The organism is Candidatus Solirubrobacter pratensis (assembly GCF_000425945.1).
GTDB classification, from domain to species: domain Bacteria; phylum Actinomycetota; class Thermoleophilia; order Solirubrobacterales; family Solirubrobacteraceae; genus Solirubrobacter; species Solirubrobacter pratensis.
The window spans coordinates 114,988-130,276 of the sequence record NZ_AUEK01000008.1 but is presented as its reverse complement, the minus strand read 5'-3'; the positions used below and the strand labels follow the sequence as shown (position 1 = coordinate 130,276).

The 15,289-nt window shown below is 71.4% G+C and carries 17 protein-coding genes; 11 read left to right on the top strand and 6 right to left on the bottom strand.

All coding sequences use genetic code 11. The features are described 5' to 3' along the window. Positions 1-41: 41 nt before the first annotated feature. Together H958_RS0110970 and typA are read right to left on the bottom strand one after the other, a co-directional pair. Positions 42-1,751 carry an ATP-binding protein gene (locus tag H958_RS0110970; RefSeq protein WP_051324095.1) on the bottom strand — a complete coding sequence of 570 codons (1,710 nt, stop codon included), beginning with the start codon at positions 1,749-1,751 and terminating at the stop codon, positions 42-44. A 32-nt stretch (positions 1,752-1,783) separates the two neighbouring features. Beyond that, positions 1,784-3,607 carry a translational GTPase TypA gene (typA, locus tag H958_RS0110965; RefSeq protein WP_028058708.1) on the bottom strand — a complete coding sequence of 608 codons (1,824 nt, stop codon included), beginning with the start codon at positions 3,605-3,607 and terminating at the stop codon, positions 1,784-1,786. A 200-nt stretch (positions 3,608-3,807) separates the two neighbouring features. On the opposite strand from typA, the gene H958_RS36425 reads away from it, so the two are divergent. The 5 genes from H958_RS36425 (at position 3,808) to H958_RS0110940 (ending at position 7,163) form a co-directional block, all read left to right on the top strand. Beyond that, a complete protein-coding gene (locus tag H958_RS36425; RefSeq protein WP_037409891.1) occupies positions 3,808-4,254 on the top strand; it encodes an RrF2 family transcriptional regulator in 447 nt (148 codons plus the stop codon). A gap of 50 nt (positions 4,255-4,304) precedes the next feature. Then, a complete protein-coding gene (sufC, locus tag H958_RS0110955) occupies positions 4,305-5,078 on the top strand; it encodes a Fe-S cluster assembly ATPase SufC (RefSeq protein ID WP_028058707.1) in 774 nt (257 codons plus the stop codon). Further along, entirely contained in the window at positions 5,078-6,274 is a 1,197-nt protein-coding gene (locus tag H958_RS0110950; protein WP_028058706.1) for a SufS family cysteine desulfurase, read from the top strand. Before sufC ends, H958_RS0110950 begins: the two co-directional genes overlap by 1 nt. After that, a complete protein-coding gene (locus H958_RS0110945; protein ID WP_028058705.1) occupies positions 6,274-6,672 on the top strand; it encodes an iron-sulfur cluster assembly scaffold protein in 399 nt (132 codons plus the stop codon). The genes H958_RS0110950 and H958_RS0110945 overlap by 1 nt, the downstream gene beginning before the upstream one ends. A 71-nt stretch (positions 6,673-6,743) precedes the next feature. Beyond that, on the top strand, positions 6,744-7,163 hold the full coding sequence (locus tag H958_RS0110940) for a hypothetical protein (protein ID WP_028058704.1): 420 nt from the start codon (positions 6,744-6,746) through the stop codon (positions 7,161-7,163). Here the strand turns inward: H958_RS0110940 and H958_RS36420 are convergent. Further along, positions 7,105-7,968: a short-chain dehydrogenase/reductase gene (locus tag H958_RS36420; RefSeq protein WP_037409889.1), complete on the bottom strand. Its 864-nt coding sequence runs from the start codon at positions 7,966-7,968 to the stop codon at positions 7,105-7,107. The two genes, H958_RS0110940 and H958_RS36420, sit on opposite strands and share 59 nt — an antisense overlap. Before the next feature lie 124 nt (positions 7,969-8,092). Here H958_RS36420 and H958_RS0110930 point away from each other — a divergent pair, with 124 nt between their 5' ends. Then, complete coding sequence (locus tag H958_RS0110930; RefSeq protein WP_028058703.1) at positions 8,093-8,755, top strand: peroxiredoxin; 663 nt, start codon at positions 8,093-8,095, stop codon at positions 8,753-8,755. 21 nt (positions 8,756-8,776) lie between these two features. Here the strand turns inward: H958_RS0110930 and H958_RS48160 are convergent, their stop codons facing one another. Together H958_RS48160 and H958_RS0110920 are read right to left on the bottom strand one after the other, a co-directional pair. Then, complete coding sequence (locus H958_RS48160) at positions 8,777-8,884, bottom strand: MGMT family protein (protein ID WP_231379222.1); 108 nt, start codon at positions 8,882-8,884, stop codon at positions 8,777-8,779. Beyond that, the gene (locus H958_RS0110920) at positions 8,881-9,642 is read right to left on the bottom strand and encodes a gamma-glutamyl-gamma-aminobutyrate hydrolase family protein (RefSeq protein ID WP_051324094.1); all 762 of its coding nucleotides are present in this window, start codon (positions 9,640-9,642) and stop codon (positions 8,881-8,883) included. The genes H958_RS48160 and H958_RS0110920 overlap by 4 nt, the downstream gene beginning before the upstream one ends. A gap of 60 nt (positions 9,643-9,702) precedes the next feature. Between H958_RS0110920 and H958_RS0110915 the strand changes: the two genes are divergently transcribed. The 3 genes from H958_RS0110915 to sufD are packed head-to-tail and all read left to right on the top strand — an operon-like array spanning position 9,703 to position 12,726. Further along, positions 9,703-10,020, top strand: coding sequence for a Rieske (2Fe-2S) protein (locus tag H958_RS0110915; protein WP_028059032.1), 318 nt, complete (start codon positions 9,703-9,705; stop codon positions 10,018-10,020). A 2-nt stretch (positions 10,021-10,022) separates the two neighbouring features. Next, a complete protein-coding gene (gene sufB / locus H958_RS0110910; protein WP_028058701.1) occupies positions 10,023-11,459 on the top strand; it encodes a Fe-S cluster assembly protein SufB in 1,437 nt (478 codons plus the stop codon). Beyond that, a complete protein-coding gene (sufD, locus tag H958_RS0110905; protein WP_028058700.1) occupies positions 11,452-12,726 on the top strand; it encodes a Fe-S cluster assembly protein SufD in 1,275 nt (424 codons plus the stop codon). Before sufB ends, sufD begins: the two co-directional genes overlap by 8 nt. Here the strand turns inward: sufD and H958_RS0110900 are convergent. Continuing rightward, the gene (locus H958_RS0110900; RefSeq protein WP_028058699.1) at positions 12,709-13,404 is read right to left on the bottom strand and encodes a response regulator transcription factor; all 696 of its coding nucleotides are present in this window, start codon (positions 13,402-13,404) and stop codon (positions 12,709-12,711) included. The two genes, sufD and H958_RS0110900, sit on opposite strands and share 18 nt — an antisense overlap. A gap of 119 nt (positions 13,405-13,523) precedes the next feature. Here H958_RS0110900 and H958_RS0110895 point away from each other — a divergent pair, with 119 nt between their 5' ends. Both H958_RS0110895 and H958_RS36415 read left to right on the top strand, forming a co-directional pair. After that, positions 13,524-13,898: a hypothetical protein gene (locus H958_RS0110895; protein ID WP_028058698.1), complete on the top strand. Its 375-nt coding sequence runs from the start codon at positions 13,524-13,526 to the stop codon at positions 13,896-13,898. Between the two features lie 42 nt (positions 13,899-13,940). Continuing rightward, positions 13,941-15,278 (top strand): sensor histidine kinase, encoded by a 1,338-nt coding sequence (locus H958_RS36415; protein ID WP_051324093.1) that lies wholly within the window; start codon positions 13,941-13,943, stop codon positions 15,276-15,278. The last annotated feature ends 11 nt before the right edge of the window (positions 15,279-15,289 follow it).

Below are 15,289 nucleotides of genomic sequence, written 5' to 3'. Positions count from 1 at the left end.
AGGGCGATCGACGCGGTCGACCCCGTGACGAGCGCGCTCGCCTACGAATGGGCCGCGCGCGTGCGGGCGGCGCCGTCGAGCGTCGCCCGCACGGCGCGCAGCAGGTCGTCGCCGTCGAACGGCTTGGCGAGGAAGGCGGTCGCCGGGTCGCTCGGCGAGGCGATCGTCTCGTTGCCCGTGTAGCCCGAGACGAACACGACCGGCAGGCCTGGCCGGAGCTCGCGCGCCGCGGTCGCCAGCTCGACGCCGGACATCCCCGGCATAACGACGTCGGTCACGAGCACGTCGGCGCCGTCCAGCCGCTCCAGCGCGACGGCCCCGTTCTCCACCGGGATCACCTGGTAGCCGGCGGAGTAGAGGATGCGGCCGGTGAGCACGCGCACGGCGTCGGCGTCCTCCACCACCAGTGCCGTCTCGCCACGCCCGCGCGGCGCTCCGGAGGGCGGGCGGTACGCGGGCGCGCCGCGGCGCGCGGCGGGAAGCCAGACGGTCACGGTCGTGCCGCGGCCCGGCTCGGACACGAGCCCGACGCGGCCGCCGGCCTTGGTCACGATGCCGTGCACCGTGGCGAGGCCGAGCCCGATGCCGCCGGCCGGCTTGGTCGTGAAGAACGGCTCGAAGGCGTGCGCGATCACCTCGCGCGCCATCCCGCGGCCGCTGTCGGTGACCTCGAGCCGCACCGCGCGGGAGGAGTCCGTGTCGGTCCGCATCACGTCGTTGTGCGCCTCGATGCGCAGCCTGCCGCCCTCCGGCATCGCCTCGCGGGCGTTGAGCGTGAGGTTCATCAGCACCTGCTCGAGCTGGTTGCGGTCGGCCTCGACCTCCCACAGGCGCTGGTCGCAGTGCACGTGCAGCTCGACGTCGGCGCCGAGCGTCTGGCGCAGCACGGTCTCGACGCCCTCGATCACGCGCCGGATCGAGAGCACCTCGGGCGTGCCGGACCGGCGGCGCGAGAACAGCAGCAGCCGCCGCGTGAGGTCCGACGCGCGCCGGCTGGCGGCGAGGATCTGGTCGGCGTCGCCGGCGGCGCGGCTGCCGTCGGGCAGCTCCTTGCGCACGAACGCGGCGTAGTTCGCGATCACCGCGATCAGGTTGTTGAAGTCGTGCGCGACGCCGCCCGCGAGCTGCCCGACCGCCTCGAGCCGCTGCGCGTCGCGCAGCCGCGCCTCCAGGCGCAGGTGGTGCGTGATGTCGGTCGCGACCCCGCCGACGCCGTAGAGCGCGCCGTCGCCGTCGAGGAGCGGGAACTTGACGGAGAGGAACGTGCGCGTCTCGTCGCCGTGCGTGACCTCCTCCTGGATCTCGATCGGCTCGCGCGAGCTCATCACGCGCAGGTCGTCGATGCGCATGCGCTCGGCGACCTCCGGCGCGAGCTGCTCGCGGTCCAGCCGGCCGACGAGCTCGTCGGGCGGGCGGGCGTGCAGGCGCGCGAAGGCGCGGTTGACGAGCAGGTAGCGGCCCTCGGGATCCTTGAGGTAGATCACCGACGGGCTGTTGTCGAGCGCCGCGCGCAGCTGCTCGACGGCCGGCTCCGCGGGGCGCATGACGAGCAGCTCGAGCTCGCCCATCGGACTCCGCGTGACCGTCAGGCTCGCGGGCAGCGGGCCGAGGGCCGCACCCACCGGGTCGCGGCCGAGGAGCGTCTTCGCGCGGGCGTTCGCGAACACGGCGCAGCCGGCCGCGTCCACGCCTACCATGGCGTCCGGCGCAGCCTCCAGCAAGTCCTCGAAGCGCAGTGGGCCGTCGGGCATCGTGCCTGTCCGTGCCCGAGTGTAGGCGCGATCTACGCGCGCATGCGCCGGGCGGCCTTCACGCGGTCCACCGCGCTCAACGCGACCTTGCGCAGGCGCACGGCAGCCGGGGTCACCTCGACGCACTCGTCCTCGCGCACGAACTCCAGCGCCTGGTCGAGCGAGAGCTTGCGCGCCGGCACGAGCCGCACGAGCACGTCGGAGGTCGACGAGCGCATGTTGGTCAGGTGCTTCTCCTTGACGGCGTTGACGTCGAGGTCCTCCGCGCGCGCATTCTCGCCCACGATCATGCCCTCGTAGACGTCCTCGCCGGGCTCGACGAACATCACGCCGCGCTCCTGCAGGTTGAACAGCGCGAACGAGGCCGTCTTGCCGGCGCGGTCGGCGACGAGGCTGCCGGTCGGCCGCAGGCGCATGTCGCCGGCCCACGGCTCCCAGCGGTCGAAGACGTGGTGCAGCAGGCCGGTGCCGCGCGTCTCGGTGAGGAACTCGGTGCGGAAGCCGATCAGCCCGCGCGCGGGGACGAGGTAGTCCATCCGGACCCAGCCCGTGCCGTGGTTGATCATCTGCTCCATGCGGCCCTTGCGCAGGGCGAGCATCTGCGTGATCACGCCGACGTAGTCCTCCGGCACGTCGATCGTCAGGCGCTCGACGGGCTCGTGGCGCGTGCCGTCGACCTCGCGGATGACGACCTGCGGCTTGCCGACGGTCAGCTCGAAGCCCTCGCGGCGCATCAGCTCGACGAGGATCGCCAGCTGGAGCTCGCCGCGGCCCTGGACTTCCCAGGTGTCGGGACGCTCGGTGGGCAGGACGCGGATCGAGACGTTGCCGATCAGCTCCTGCTCGAGCCGGCTCTCGATCTGGCGCGCGGTCAGCTTGTCGCCGTCCTTGCCCGCCAGCGGCGAGTGGTTGATGCCGATCGTGACCGAGATCGACGGCTCATCGACCGTGATCACGGGCAGCGGGCGCGGATCGTCGGAGTCGGCCAGCGTCTCGCCGATCGTGACGTCCGCCAGGCCGGCGACGGCGATGATCTCGCCCGGGCCCGCCTCCTCGGCGTCGACGCGGTCGAGCGCCTCGGTCACGTACAGCTCGGCGACGCGCGCGCTGGTCACGGTCCCGTCGGCGCGGCACCAGGCGATCGGCTTGCCCTTGCGGATCGTGCCGTTGTGGACGCGGCAGATCGCGAGCCGGCCGACATAGGGCGAGGCGTCGAGGTTGGTGACGTGCGCCTGCAGCGGCTTGGACTCGTCGTACTCCGGCGCCGGGATGTGCTCGACCAGCAGGTCCAGCAGTGGCTGCAGCGTCGTTCCGGGATCGGTCGGGGTCAGCGAGGCGCGGCCGGCCTTCGCGTTCGTGTAGACGATCGGGAACTCGATCTGGTCCTCGCTCGCGCCGAGGTCGATGAACAGCTCGTAGACCTCGTCGACGACCTCGGAGATGCGCGCGTCGGGACGGTCGACCTTGTTGACGACGAGGATCACCGGCAGGTGGCCCTCGAGCGCCTTGCGCAGCACGAACCGCGTCTGCGGCAGCGGGCCCTCGGACGCGTCGACGAGCAGCAGCACGCCGTCGACCATCGTCAGCCCGCGCTCGACCTCGCCGCCGAAGTCCGCGTGCCCGGGCGTGTCGACGATGTTCAGCTTCACGCCGTCGTGGCGGACGGCCGTGTTCTTCGCGAGGATCGTGATGCCCTTCTCGCGCTCCAGGTCCATCGAGTCCATGACCCGGTCATTGACGTCCTGGTTCTCGCGGAACGCGCCCGACTGCCACAGCATGGCGTCGACCAGCGTCGTCTTCCCGTGGTCGACGTGGGCGATGATGGCGACGTTTCTCAGATCCTCACGGCGTTGCATGCGGCCCGTGAGGATAGGCGCCTCAGTCCGGGCGCTCCTTGATCCGGTTCACCACTTCGACACGGTCCATGACGCTCCAGCCGATCAGCGTGCCGGGCTTGTAGTCCTTCTGCCAGTAGCCGGTCCATGCCCCCTATAGCTTCGCCGCCGCGATCGAGTTCTCGGACGAACTCCGACCGCGTTGGTAGGCTTTACGGCCGATGATCTTCACGACCAAGGCGGAGTACGGGGTCAGGCTGCTCATCCAGCTCGGCCGCCAGGAGAGCGGGCAGCCGGTGTCCCTGAAGGCGATCGCCGAGGTCGAGAACCTGCCGCTGGCGTACTGCGAGCGCATCGTCGCCCTGCTCAAGAAGGCCGAGCTCGTCGCGGCGACCCGCGGGGCGCACGGCGGCTACGTGCTCGCCCGCCCGGCGGCGGAGATCACGATGGACCAGGCGGTGCTGGCGCTCGAGGGCGCGATCGCCCCGATGGACTGCTTCCTCGACGACCACGACGGCCACGTGCTTTGCTCGCATGGCTTCGACGGCGGCGCCTGCGCGACGAAGCTGCTGTGGACGCGCGTGCAGATGGGCGTGATCGCCTCGCTGCAGCGGACCACGCTGGCCGAGCTCGTCGAGTTCGACGCGCGCCCTGCCGTGACTGTATGAGGCGGCAGCCCCTCCGCCCCACCCCGATCATCCGACCTCACTAGGACATAATGGCCGAGCTCCAGATCAAGAACCTGCACGTCAACGCGGCGGAGAAGCAGATCCTCAAGGGGGTCGACCTGCACGTCCGCCCGGGCGAGATCCACGCGCTCATGGGTCCGAACGGCTCCGGCAAGTCCACGCTCGCGAACGCGATCATGGGCCATCCGAACCTCGAGGTCACGGAGGGCCAGATCCTCTTCGACGGCGAGGACATCACCGAGGCCGACCCGGACGAGCGCGCCCGCGCGGGCCTCTTCATGGCCTTCCAGTACCCGGTCGCGATCCCGGGCGTGACAGTGGCGAAGTACCTGCGCATGGTGATCAACGCGCACCGCGAGGGCCGCGGCGAGGCCGCGATCTCGCTGAAGGACTTCCGCAAGACCGTCGAGGCCGCGATGGAGCTCACCAACGTCCCGCGCGAGTTCTCCAACCGCTACCTCAACGACGGCTTCTCGGGCGGCGAGAAGAAGCGCATGGAGATCCTGCAGCTCGCGCTGCTCACTCCTTCGCTGGCGGTGCTGGACGAGACCGACTCGGGCCTCGACATCGACGCGCTCAACACGGTCGCCGAGGGCGTCAACACGGTCGCCTCGGGCAGCCACATGGGCGTGCTGATCATCACGCACTACCAGCGCATCCTGCACATGGTCAAGCCGCAGTTCGTGCACATCCTCTTCGAGGGCCGGATCGTCAAGGAGGGCGGCCCCGAGCTCGTCGAGACGCTCGAGAAGCACGGCTACGGCTGGATCCGGGACGAGGTCGCGGCGGGGGCGACGGCGTAATGAGCCTCGCGGTCCCGACCTCGGCCGAGTTCCCGGTCCTGGCGCGGGAGGGCCTGGTCTACCTCGACACGGCCGCCACGTCGCAGACCGTGCGGTCGTCGATCGAGGCGATGGACCGCTACTACGAGACCTACCGCGCGACCATCCACCGCTCCGTCTACGCGATCGCCGCGGAGGCGACGGAGGCGTACGAGACCGCGCGCGACAAGGTCGCCGCGTTCGCAGGCGCCGCGCCGGGCGAGACCGTGTTCACGCGCAACGCGACGGAGGCGATCAACCTGGTCGCCTACGCGTGGGGCCGGGCGAACGTGGGCCCCGACGATCTCGTGGTGACGACGCAGATGGAGCACCACTCCAACATCGTCCCGTGGCAGATCCTGGGCTCCAAGCTCGCCTACATCCCCGTCGGCGACGACGGGCTGCTGGACCTCGGCGCGCTCGACGAGCTGCTGGAGCGCCGGCCCAAGCTGGTGTGCGTCGGGCACGTGTCCAACGTGCTTGGGACGATCAACCCGGTCGAGGAGATCGCCCGGCGCGCGCATGCCGCCGGCGCGCTCGTGCTGGTGGACGGGGCGCAGGCCGTGCCGTCGCTGCCGGTGGACTTCTCGGCCCTCGGCGCCGACTTCTACGCCTGGACGGGTCACAAGGCCTACGGGCCGACGGGCATCGGCGTCCTGCACGGGCGGCGCGAGCTGCTCGAGGAGATGCCGCCGTTCCTCGGCGGCGGGCACATGATCGCCCGCGTCGGCGAGCTCGAGTCGACCTGGGCCGATCCGCCGGCGAAGTTCGAGGCGGGCACGATGCCGGTCGCCGAGGCGATCGGGCTCGGCGCCGCCGTCGACTGGCTGTCGGGCATCGGCATGGACAATGTGCGCGAGCACGGGCGCGACGTGACGTCCTATGCGCTCGAGCGGCTGTCGGAGATCGACGGCCTGACGATCCACGGCACGCACGACATGGACCGTCGCGGCTCGCTGGTCTCCTTCGTCCTGGAAGGCGTCCACCCGCACGACGTCGCCGAGATCATCGGCCGCGAGGGCGTGTGCGTGCGCGCCGGCCACCACTGCGCGCAGCCGCTGATGCGGCGCCTCGGCGCCCCGGCCTCGACGCGCGCGTCGATCGCCGTCCACAACACGCGCGAGGACATCGACCGCCTGATCGACGCCCTGGGAACCGTGCAGGAGGTGTTCGCCTGATGGACGACCTGTATCGCGAGAACATCCTCCAGCACTACAAGAACCCCTCAAATTGGGGGGAGCTCGACGCGCCGGACCTCGAGTTCTTCGACTCCAACCCGCTGTGCGGGGACGAGCTCAAGGTGCAGCTGCAGGTGGGCGAGGACGGCGTGATCTCCGATGTCCGCTTCTCCGGCCACGGTTGCGCGATCTCGCAGGCGTCGGCGTCGATGGCCTCGGAGGAGATCGTCGGGATGAAGCTCGACGAGGTGCTCAAGCTCGATCGCTCGTTCGTGCTCGACCTCCTGGGCATCGACATCTCCGCCACGCGCATCAAGTGCGCGCTGCTCTCGCTCAAGGTGCTCAAGTCGGCGAGCCTCGGCCAGGCCGCCGCCTGGGAGACCGAGAACGCGGCCTGAGCAAGGCGGTTCCGCCGGATCGTCGAGATCGACATCATCCGCAACCCCGACAAGGTCCGCGGGGTGGTCGCATGATCGCCCGTGTCGCGCTCTGGTGCCTCGCCGTCTCCAGCGCGCTCACCGGCCTGCCGGCCGCCTTCGCGCCGCGCTCGTTCTACGACGGCTGGCCGCTCGGCCGCGGCTGGGTCAAGCTGCTGCCCCCGTACAACGAGCACCTCGTCACCGACGTCGGCGGCTTCTATCTCGCGTTCGCGCTGCTGTTCGCGTGGGCGGCGCTCACGCCCTCACGCGAGCTGGTGCTGCCGCTGTGCGGTGTCTGGAGCGTCGCGGCGGTGATCCACTTCGTCTACCACGTCACCCACCTCGGCGGCTTCGGCACCGGCGACGCGATCGCCCAGACGGCCGCCCTCGCGCTCGTGCTCGCGCTGCCGCTCATCGCCGCGGCGGCCGTGCCGCGGCATCCGGCCCCACGCGCTGCGCCTCCTCGGTGAACGCCGCCTCCATCCCCGGCACCAGCCGGGAGGTGATGCGATCCGACACCCCGTTGTCGAGCAGCCCGCGCAGCGCCATCAGCCCGTGCACGAACGGCGGGTACGCGATCCGCCGCGCGCGCCGCTCGATGCCCCGCGAGGTCGCGTCGATCGCCGGCTCGAGCGGCCATGTGCGCGAGATCGGGTTCGGCAGGCCCTTCTTCATCCTGTTGAAGCCGGCCATCCGCTCGCCCTCGCGCACCATCGGCGTGTCGAGGAACAGGTAGTAGCCGACGCCGACGGCCACGCCGTGCGGGAGCAGCTCCGCCCGCAGCGCGCGGCCGAAGCCCTCCACGCCGGCCTTCGACGCGCTGTAGGCGGCCAGCCCGGGCGCCGGCACCACGGCCGCCGCGGACGCGACCAGCAGCAGGTAGCCGCGCTGCTCGAGCACGTACGGGATCGCGCTGCGCGCGGTGCGCCAGACGCCGAGCAGGTTGACGTCGATCGTGTCCTCGAACGCGTCCGGGCCGACCATGCGGGCCGGGCCTCCGGTCGCGATCCCGGCGTTGGCGACCGCCACGTCGAGCCGCCCGAGCCGCTCCACGATGTCCTCGACCGCGGTGTCCAGCGCGGCCCGGTCGCGCACGTCCGCGACCTCCGTGACCGCGCCGGGCAGCGTCGCGGCGACGCGAGCGAGCGCGTCGCCGTCGACGTCGACCAGGCCGAGCCGCATCCCGCGCGCGGCCAGCGCGCGCGCAAGCGCCGCGCCGATGCCCGAGGCGGCGCCGGTGATCAGCGCCGTGCGCCCATTGAGCTCCCACGCCATGCGCGCAACGTACCGGTTTGACAGGCGGCCCCGCGCCGGAGGAGGCTGTCCTCGCCGGGGGTGTCCCTCTATCCTGTAAAACCTGAGCGGAAATACGTTCAAAGCCAGCAGAGGAGCGAGCGACATGGCACTGACGATCGGGTCCGACGCCCCGGACTTCGAGGCCGAGACGACTGAAGGCAAGATCAGGTTCCACGACTGGATCGGCGACTCGTGGGCCGTCCTGTTCTCGCACCCGCGCGACTTCACGCCGGTGTGCACGACCGAGCTCGGCTACATGGCGAGGATCGAGCCGGACTTCGCGAGCCGCAACGTCAAGATCATCGGGCTGTCCGTCGACAAGCTCGACAACCACGAGGCGTGGGCCGAGGACATCAAGGAGACGCAGGGCACCGCGCCCAACTACCCGATCATCAGCGACTCGGACTTCAACGTCTCGAAGCTGTACGGGATGCTGCCCGCCGACGTCGAGGGCGATCCGACCGAGCGCACGCCGGCCCAGAACCAGACCGTGCGCAACGTCTTCGTGATCGGGCCCGACAAGAAGATCAAGCTGATCCTCGTCTATCCGATGACGACCGGCCGCAACTTCGACGAGGTCCTGCGCGTCATCGACTCGCTGCAGCTGACGGCCGAGCACAAGGTCGCCACGCCGGCGCAGTGGCAGCCGGGCGAGGACGTGATCATCTCCGGCGCGGTGTCCGACGAGCAGGCGAAGGAGATCTACCCGGACGGCTGGAAGGCTCCGCGGCCCTACATCCGCATCGTACCGGCGCCGAGCAAGTAGCGCGGCGCGCGCCCGGCCCGTTCAGGCGAACAGCGACGTCTGGGTGAAGCCGGGCGCGGCGCCCACGGCGCGGGCCGCGCCGGGCGCCTCGACGCGTCGCGCGATCTCCCCACCCCGGGACGCGATCACGCCGCCAGCGGGACCTGCTGCTCGGACGCCGCGCGCACGAGCGCCTCGAACAGCCGCACGTGCGGCCCCTCGGGCTGGTCCAGCGTCTCGGCGTGCCACTGGACGCCGAGCACGAAGCGCTCGCCGTCGCCCTCGATCGCCTCGATCGTCCCGTCCTGCGCCCACGCGACGGCATGCAGTCCGCTGCCGAGCGCGGCGACCGCTTGATGGTGGAAGGAGTTCGCGCCCAGCGTCCGCGTCCCCAGGATGGAGGCGAGCCGCGAGGCGGGGGCCACCTCCACATGGTGCGTCTCGGTCCAGCCCGGTGCGGTCTGTCGGTGGTCGATCGAGTTGTCGGTGACCGCCGGCAGGTGCTGGTGCAGCGTTCCTCCGCGGGCCACGTTCAGCGCCTGCGCGCCGCGGCAGATGCCGAGGATCGGCAGCCCGAGCGCGTCGGCGTGGCGCGCGACCGCGAGCTCGAACCGGTCCAGCGCCGGCTCGATCGGCCCGAGGTCGGGCGAGGGGGAGGCGCCGTACGCGGCGGGATCGAGGTCCGGCCCCCCGGACAGGCAGATCCCGGCCAGCGGAGCCAGCAGCGACCGCACGGCGGCCTGCGGCAGCGGCGGCAGCACCACGGGCACGCCACCCGCGCGTGCGATCGCGCGCACGTACGGCATCCCGAGCGCCATCTCGTGCTGCTGCGGCTCGCCCTCGTCGAGCGGGTGCGTGCGCTCGGCCCTGCGGACCTCCGACGTCGTGACACCGATCAGCGGGTTCACGGCTCCGAGGCTACCTCCAGGGCCGGTCGATAGAATCCGTACCTCCGGAATCGGAATTTCATGAGTCCCCTGTTCGACATCTGCCTCCTCGAGGAGCTGCCGCCGGGCGAGAAGCGTCTCGTCGAGGTGGATGACCTCGAGATCGGCGTCTTCAACTGCAACGGCACGCTGTTTGCGATCGAGGACCGCTGCTCGCATGACGACGGCGAGCTGGTCGATGGGGAGTTCGACACGGAGGACTGCACGGTCGAGTGCCCGCGCCACGGCTCGCGCTTCGACCTGCGGACCGGCAATCCCGTGAACCTGCCTGCGTACGTTCCCGTCGACACCTTCCCGGTGCTCGTCCAGGACGGCGTGATTCGAGTGGAGGTCGATTGACCATGGCTACTCCCGAAGTGATCGCCGAGCAGCAGGCGCTGGTCGGCATCAACGCGGATTACAAGGAGAAGTTCGGGTTCCACGACCCGGAGACCGGCTACGCGTTCAAGGCCCCCAAGGGCCTCTCGCGCGCGCTGGTCGAGCAGATCTCCGAGTTCAAGGGCGAGCCCGGATGGATGCGCGACTTCCGCCTGAAGGCGCTCGAGTACTTCCTCTCGCGCCCGCAGCCGACCTGGGGCTCGGCGATGCTCGCCGAGGTCGACTACGACGACATCCACTACTTCGTGCGCGCGTCCGAGAAGTCCTCGCGCACGTGGGACGACGTCCCGGATGACATCAAGAAGACGTTCGACCGCCTGGGGATCCCCGAGGCCGAGCGCAAGTTCCTCTCCGGCGTCGGCGCGCAGTACGAGTCCGAGGTGGTCTACCACCAGGTGCGCGAGGACCTCGAGAAGCAGGGCGTCGTCTTCATGGACATGGACTCGGGGCTGCGCGAGCACGAGGACATCGTGCGCGAGTACTTCGCCTCGGTGATCCCGGCGAACGACAACAAGCTCGCCGCGCTGAACTCCGCGGTCTGGTCGGGCGGCTCGTTCGTCTACGTGCCGCCGGGCGTGCACGTCGAGATGCCGCTGCAGGCCTACTTCCGGATCAACACCGAGAACATGGGCCAGTTCGAGCGCACACTGATCATCGCCGATGAGGGCTCCTACGTGCACTACGTCGAGGGCTGCACCGCGCCGGTGTGGACCTCGGACTCGCTGCACTCCGCCGTCGTCGAGCTGATCGCCAAGCCGGGCGCGCGGATCCGCTACACGACCGTCCAGAACTGGTCGCAGAACGTCTACAACCTCGTGACCAAGCGCGCGATCGCGCAGACCGACGCGACGGTCGAATGGGTCGACTGCAACCTCGGCTCGAAGCTGACCATGAAGTACCCGAGCGTCTACCTGATGGGCGAGCGCGCCCACGGCGAGGTGCTGTCGATCGCCTTCGCGGGCAAGGGCCAGCACCAGGACGCCGGCGCGAAGATCATCCACGCGGCGCCGAACACGACGTCGAACATCTTCGCCAAGTCGATCTCCAAGGACGGCGGGCGCTCGAGCTACCGGGGGCTGCTGGAGGTCGCCAAGGGCGCCCACGGCTCGCGCTCGAAGGTCGTCTGCGACGCGCTGCTGCTCGACGAGCACTCCCGCTCGGACACGTACCCGACGATCCGGATCGGCGAGGACGACGTGGACGTCGGACACGAGGCGTCCGTCTCGAAGATCGGCGAGGAGCAGCTGTTCTACCTGATGGCCCGCGGCATCCCCGAGGACGAGGCGGGCAAGCTGATCGTCAACGGCTTCATCGAGCCGATCGTCAAGGAGCTCCCGATGGAGTACGCGGTCGAGATGAACCGCCTCATCGAGCTCCAGATGGAGGGCTCCATTGGCTGAGCTGGCTGCCGTTCGCGAACCCCAGTGGCTGAAGGAGCGGCGCTCCGGCGCCGCTTCGCGCGCCGCCGCCCTGGACCTGCCGCGTCACAAGGGCCACGTGGGCTGGGAGTTCACGGACCTCGGGAAGCTGGATCTCGCAAGCTTCACGGCCGCCGCTCCCGGCGACGGCGACGCGTCCGCGGTCGACCGCGTCGAGACGCTGCTGGAGGCACCTGAGGGCGCCATGCACCTCGGCCAGGTCGACGGTCGCGTGGTCGACGGCGGGGGGCTCTCGCCCGACGACGGCGTGATCGTGCTCCCGCTGACGCTGGCCTGCGAGCACCACTCCGAGCTGGTCGAGCAGCACTTCGGCACCGTCGTGCCGGCCGGCCAGGACGTCTTCACCGAGCTCAACGACGCGGGCTGGACCGGCGGCGCGTTCGTCTACGTCCCGCGCGGCGTGCGCGTCGAGGCGCCGATCGTCCTGACCGCGATCTCCGACGCCGCGGGCGTCGCGCTGCACCGCCGCGTGCTGATCGTGCTCGAGGAGGGCGCCGAGGCCGAGGTCTGGGAGCAGCACCTCTCCGGCTCGCCCGACGCCGAGTCGATGCTGAACTCCGTCGTCGAGCTGCGGGTGGGCCAGAACGCCCGGCTGCGGTTCGTCGGCGCGCAGGACATGAACGAGAAGTCGTGGGTCTTCGGCGCCCAGCGCGCCGAGGTGGCGCGCGACGGGTCGCTGGACTGGGTGGTCGTCGGCTTCGGCTCGGGCTCCGGAAAGGTGCGCACGGAGACGCTGCTGGCGGGCGAGGGCTCGCACGCGAAGGTCACGGGCGCCTACGCGCCGCACGCGCGCCAGCACATCGACTTCCACACCACGCAGGAGCACGGGGCCCCGAACACGACGTCGGACCTCGCCTTCCGCGGGATCCTGGCGGACCGGGCGAGCGCGGTGTGGCGCGGGATGATCAAGGTCGACCCGGGCGCCCAGCAGACCGACGCGTTCCAGGAGTGCCGCAACCTGCTGCTGTCCAAGCGGGCGCACGCCGATGCGATCCCGGGCCTCGAGATCCTCGCGAACGACGTCCGCTGCACGCACGCCGCCGCGATCGCCCAGATCGACAAGGAGCAGCTCTTCTACCTCGAGTCGCGCGGACTGCGCGAGGCGGCTTCCCAACGGCTCGTGATCGAGGGCTTCATGGCCGAGCTCGTGCAGCGCTTCGAGGAGGGCCCGATCCGCGAGGCGATGTCGGCCGCGCTCGAGCGCCGGCTCTCAGTCCTGCTGGACTGACCCTCCGCCGTCGGCGCGGAGCCGGTAGCCGGCTCCGCGCACCGTCTCGATCGACTCGGTGCCGAACGGGCGGTCGATCTTGGCGCGCAGCGCGCCGACGTAGACCTCGACGACGTTCGAGCGGTCCTCGTACGCGTAGTCCCACCCGTGCTCGAGGATCGCGCGCTTGGCGAGCAGCTCGCCGGGACGGCGCATGAACGCCTCGAGCACGGTGAACTCCTTCGCGGTCAGCCGCAGCTCGGCCTCCCCGCGCCAGGCGCGGTGGGCGGCGGGATCCAGGCGCAGCTCGCCGGCGGTGAGGACGGTTGGCTTCTCGCGTGCGCCGCGGCGGAGCAGCGCGCGGATGCGCGCGAACAGCTCGTCGAACGAGACGGGCTTGATCACGTAGTCGTCGGCGCCGCCGTCGAGGCCGGCGACCCGGTCCTCGACGCTGTCGCGCGCGGTCAGCATCAGCACGGGCGCCCAGACGTCCTGCTCGCGCAGGCGGCGGCACGTCTCGAAGCCGTCGATGTCCGGGAGCATGACGTCGAGGACGATCGCGTCGTAGCTCGCGGTGGTGGCCATCCAGATCGCGTCCGCGCCGGTGACCGCGACGTCGGCCAGCATCCCGTCCTCGCGCAACGCGCGGCGGGTGAGGCTCGCCATCTTGACCTCGTCCTCGACGACCAGCACGCGCATTGCTCCCAATCGTGGCGCGCCGTGGCTGAAATTGGGCTGAACGCGTGCTTCAGCGGGGCTTCAGCCGAGGGCTCGTAGCTTCGGCCGGGCCTTGTTCCCAACCGAAAGGTGAAGTTGCAATGCTCAAGCGATTGAAGATCGGCGTAGCGGCCGTGGCAGGGCTGCTCGCGCTCGGATTCGGCGGCGCGGCGCTGGCCGGCGCGACGCAGACCAGCGGGAACGCGCCGTCCGCCACCCCCGCGCAGTCCACGCCGGCACCCGACACCCAGACGGGTGACAACCACGGCGAGCACCTGGGCCCGGGCGAGGTCGCCGGCGGCCCCGAGACGGCGGATCCGAACGAGAAGCCGGACGCCAACGAGAAGGCGGACGCCAACGACAAGGCGGACGCCAACGACAAGGCGGACGCCAACGACAAGGCGGACGCGAACGGCGGCCAGGACGCCGAGACCAACGACGGCCCGGACACGGGCACGGCCAACGTCCAGCAGTAGCACCATTGCTCCCGGCGCCCCACGGGCGCCGGGAGCCCCATCTTGACCCGCCTGCCCATCCGCATCCGCGTGACCCTCGCATTCGCCGTCGTGATGGCGATCGTGCTCGGGGCCACGGGGCTGTTCCTCTACCTGCGGATGGCCTCGGAGCTCGAGGCCTCGATCGATCGCGGCCTGCAGTCCCGGGTCGCGGACCTGACCGCCCTGGTGCGGGAGTCCGACAGCGGGCTCGCCGAGTCGCCGCTGCACGAGGACGACATCGCGCAGATCCTCGCGCCGTCGGGCGGGGTCCGCGACTCGCCGCGCGCGCTCCGCGACCCGCTGCTCAGCGCGGCTGAGGCGCGCCGCGCGGCCAGGGCGCCCGTCCACGTCGCGCGCGACGAGATGCGCTACCTCGCGTCGCCCGTGCGCGGGCAGGACGGCGTGCTCGCCGTGATCGTCGTCGGCGCGTCGCTCGAGGAGCGCGACGCGGCGCTCTCCAATCTGGCGACGCTGCTGCTGGTCGGCGGCCTGGGCGCGCTGGCGCTCGCCTCGCTGGCGGGCTACGGGGTCGCCGCGGCCGCGCTGCGGCCGGTCGACGCGATGCGGCGGCGGGCGCGCGAGATCCAGGCGTCCGAGCCGGGTCAGCGGCTGCCGGTCCCGCGCGCCGGCGACGAGCTCTCGCGCCTCGGCGAGACGCTCAACGCGATGCTGGCGCGGCTCGAGACCGCGCTGGCGCGCGAGCGGAGGTTCGTCGCGGACGCGAGCCACGAGCTGCGGACGCCGCTGGCGATCCTCAAGGGCGAGCTCGAGCTCGCGCGGCGCCGCCGCCGCACCCGCGCCGAGCTGGAGGACGCGGTGCGCTCGGCCGAGGACGAGACCGACCGGCTGGCGCAGCTTGCCGAGAGCCTGCTCGTGATCGCCCGCGCCGACCAGGGAGAGCTGCCGCTGCGGCGCTCGCAGGTGGACGCGGGTGAGCTGCTCGCCCGCGTGCGCGGCCGGTTCGCGGTCGCGGCGGCGCAGCGCGGCGCGGAGGTGCGCGTCGACGCGCCCGCCGGACTGTGGCTGGACGCGGACGAGCTGCGCGTGGAGCAGGTGCTCGGCAACCTCGTCGACAACGCGCTGCGGCACGGCGCCGGACCGGTCGTGCTGGCGGCGCGCGAAGGCGAGCTGTCGGTGCGCGACCACGGCCCGGGCTTCGGTGACGGCTTCATCGACTCCGCGTTCGAGCGGTTCTCGCGCGGCGATCCCGCGCGCGCCGGCGGGGGCGCCGGGCTGGGCCTGGCGATCGTCGCCGCCATCGCGCGCGCCCACGGCGGGACCGCGAGCGCGTCCAACGCGCCGGGCGGCGGCGCCGAGATCCGCGTCACATTTCCCGACGATCCTCCCGGCGGCGGTTAGGGTGGGCCCGG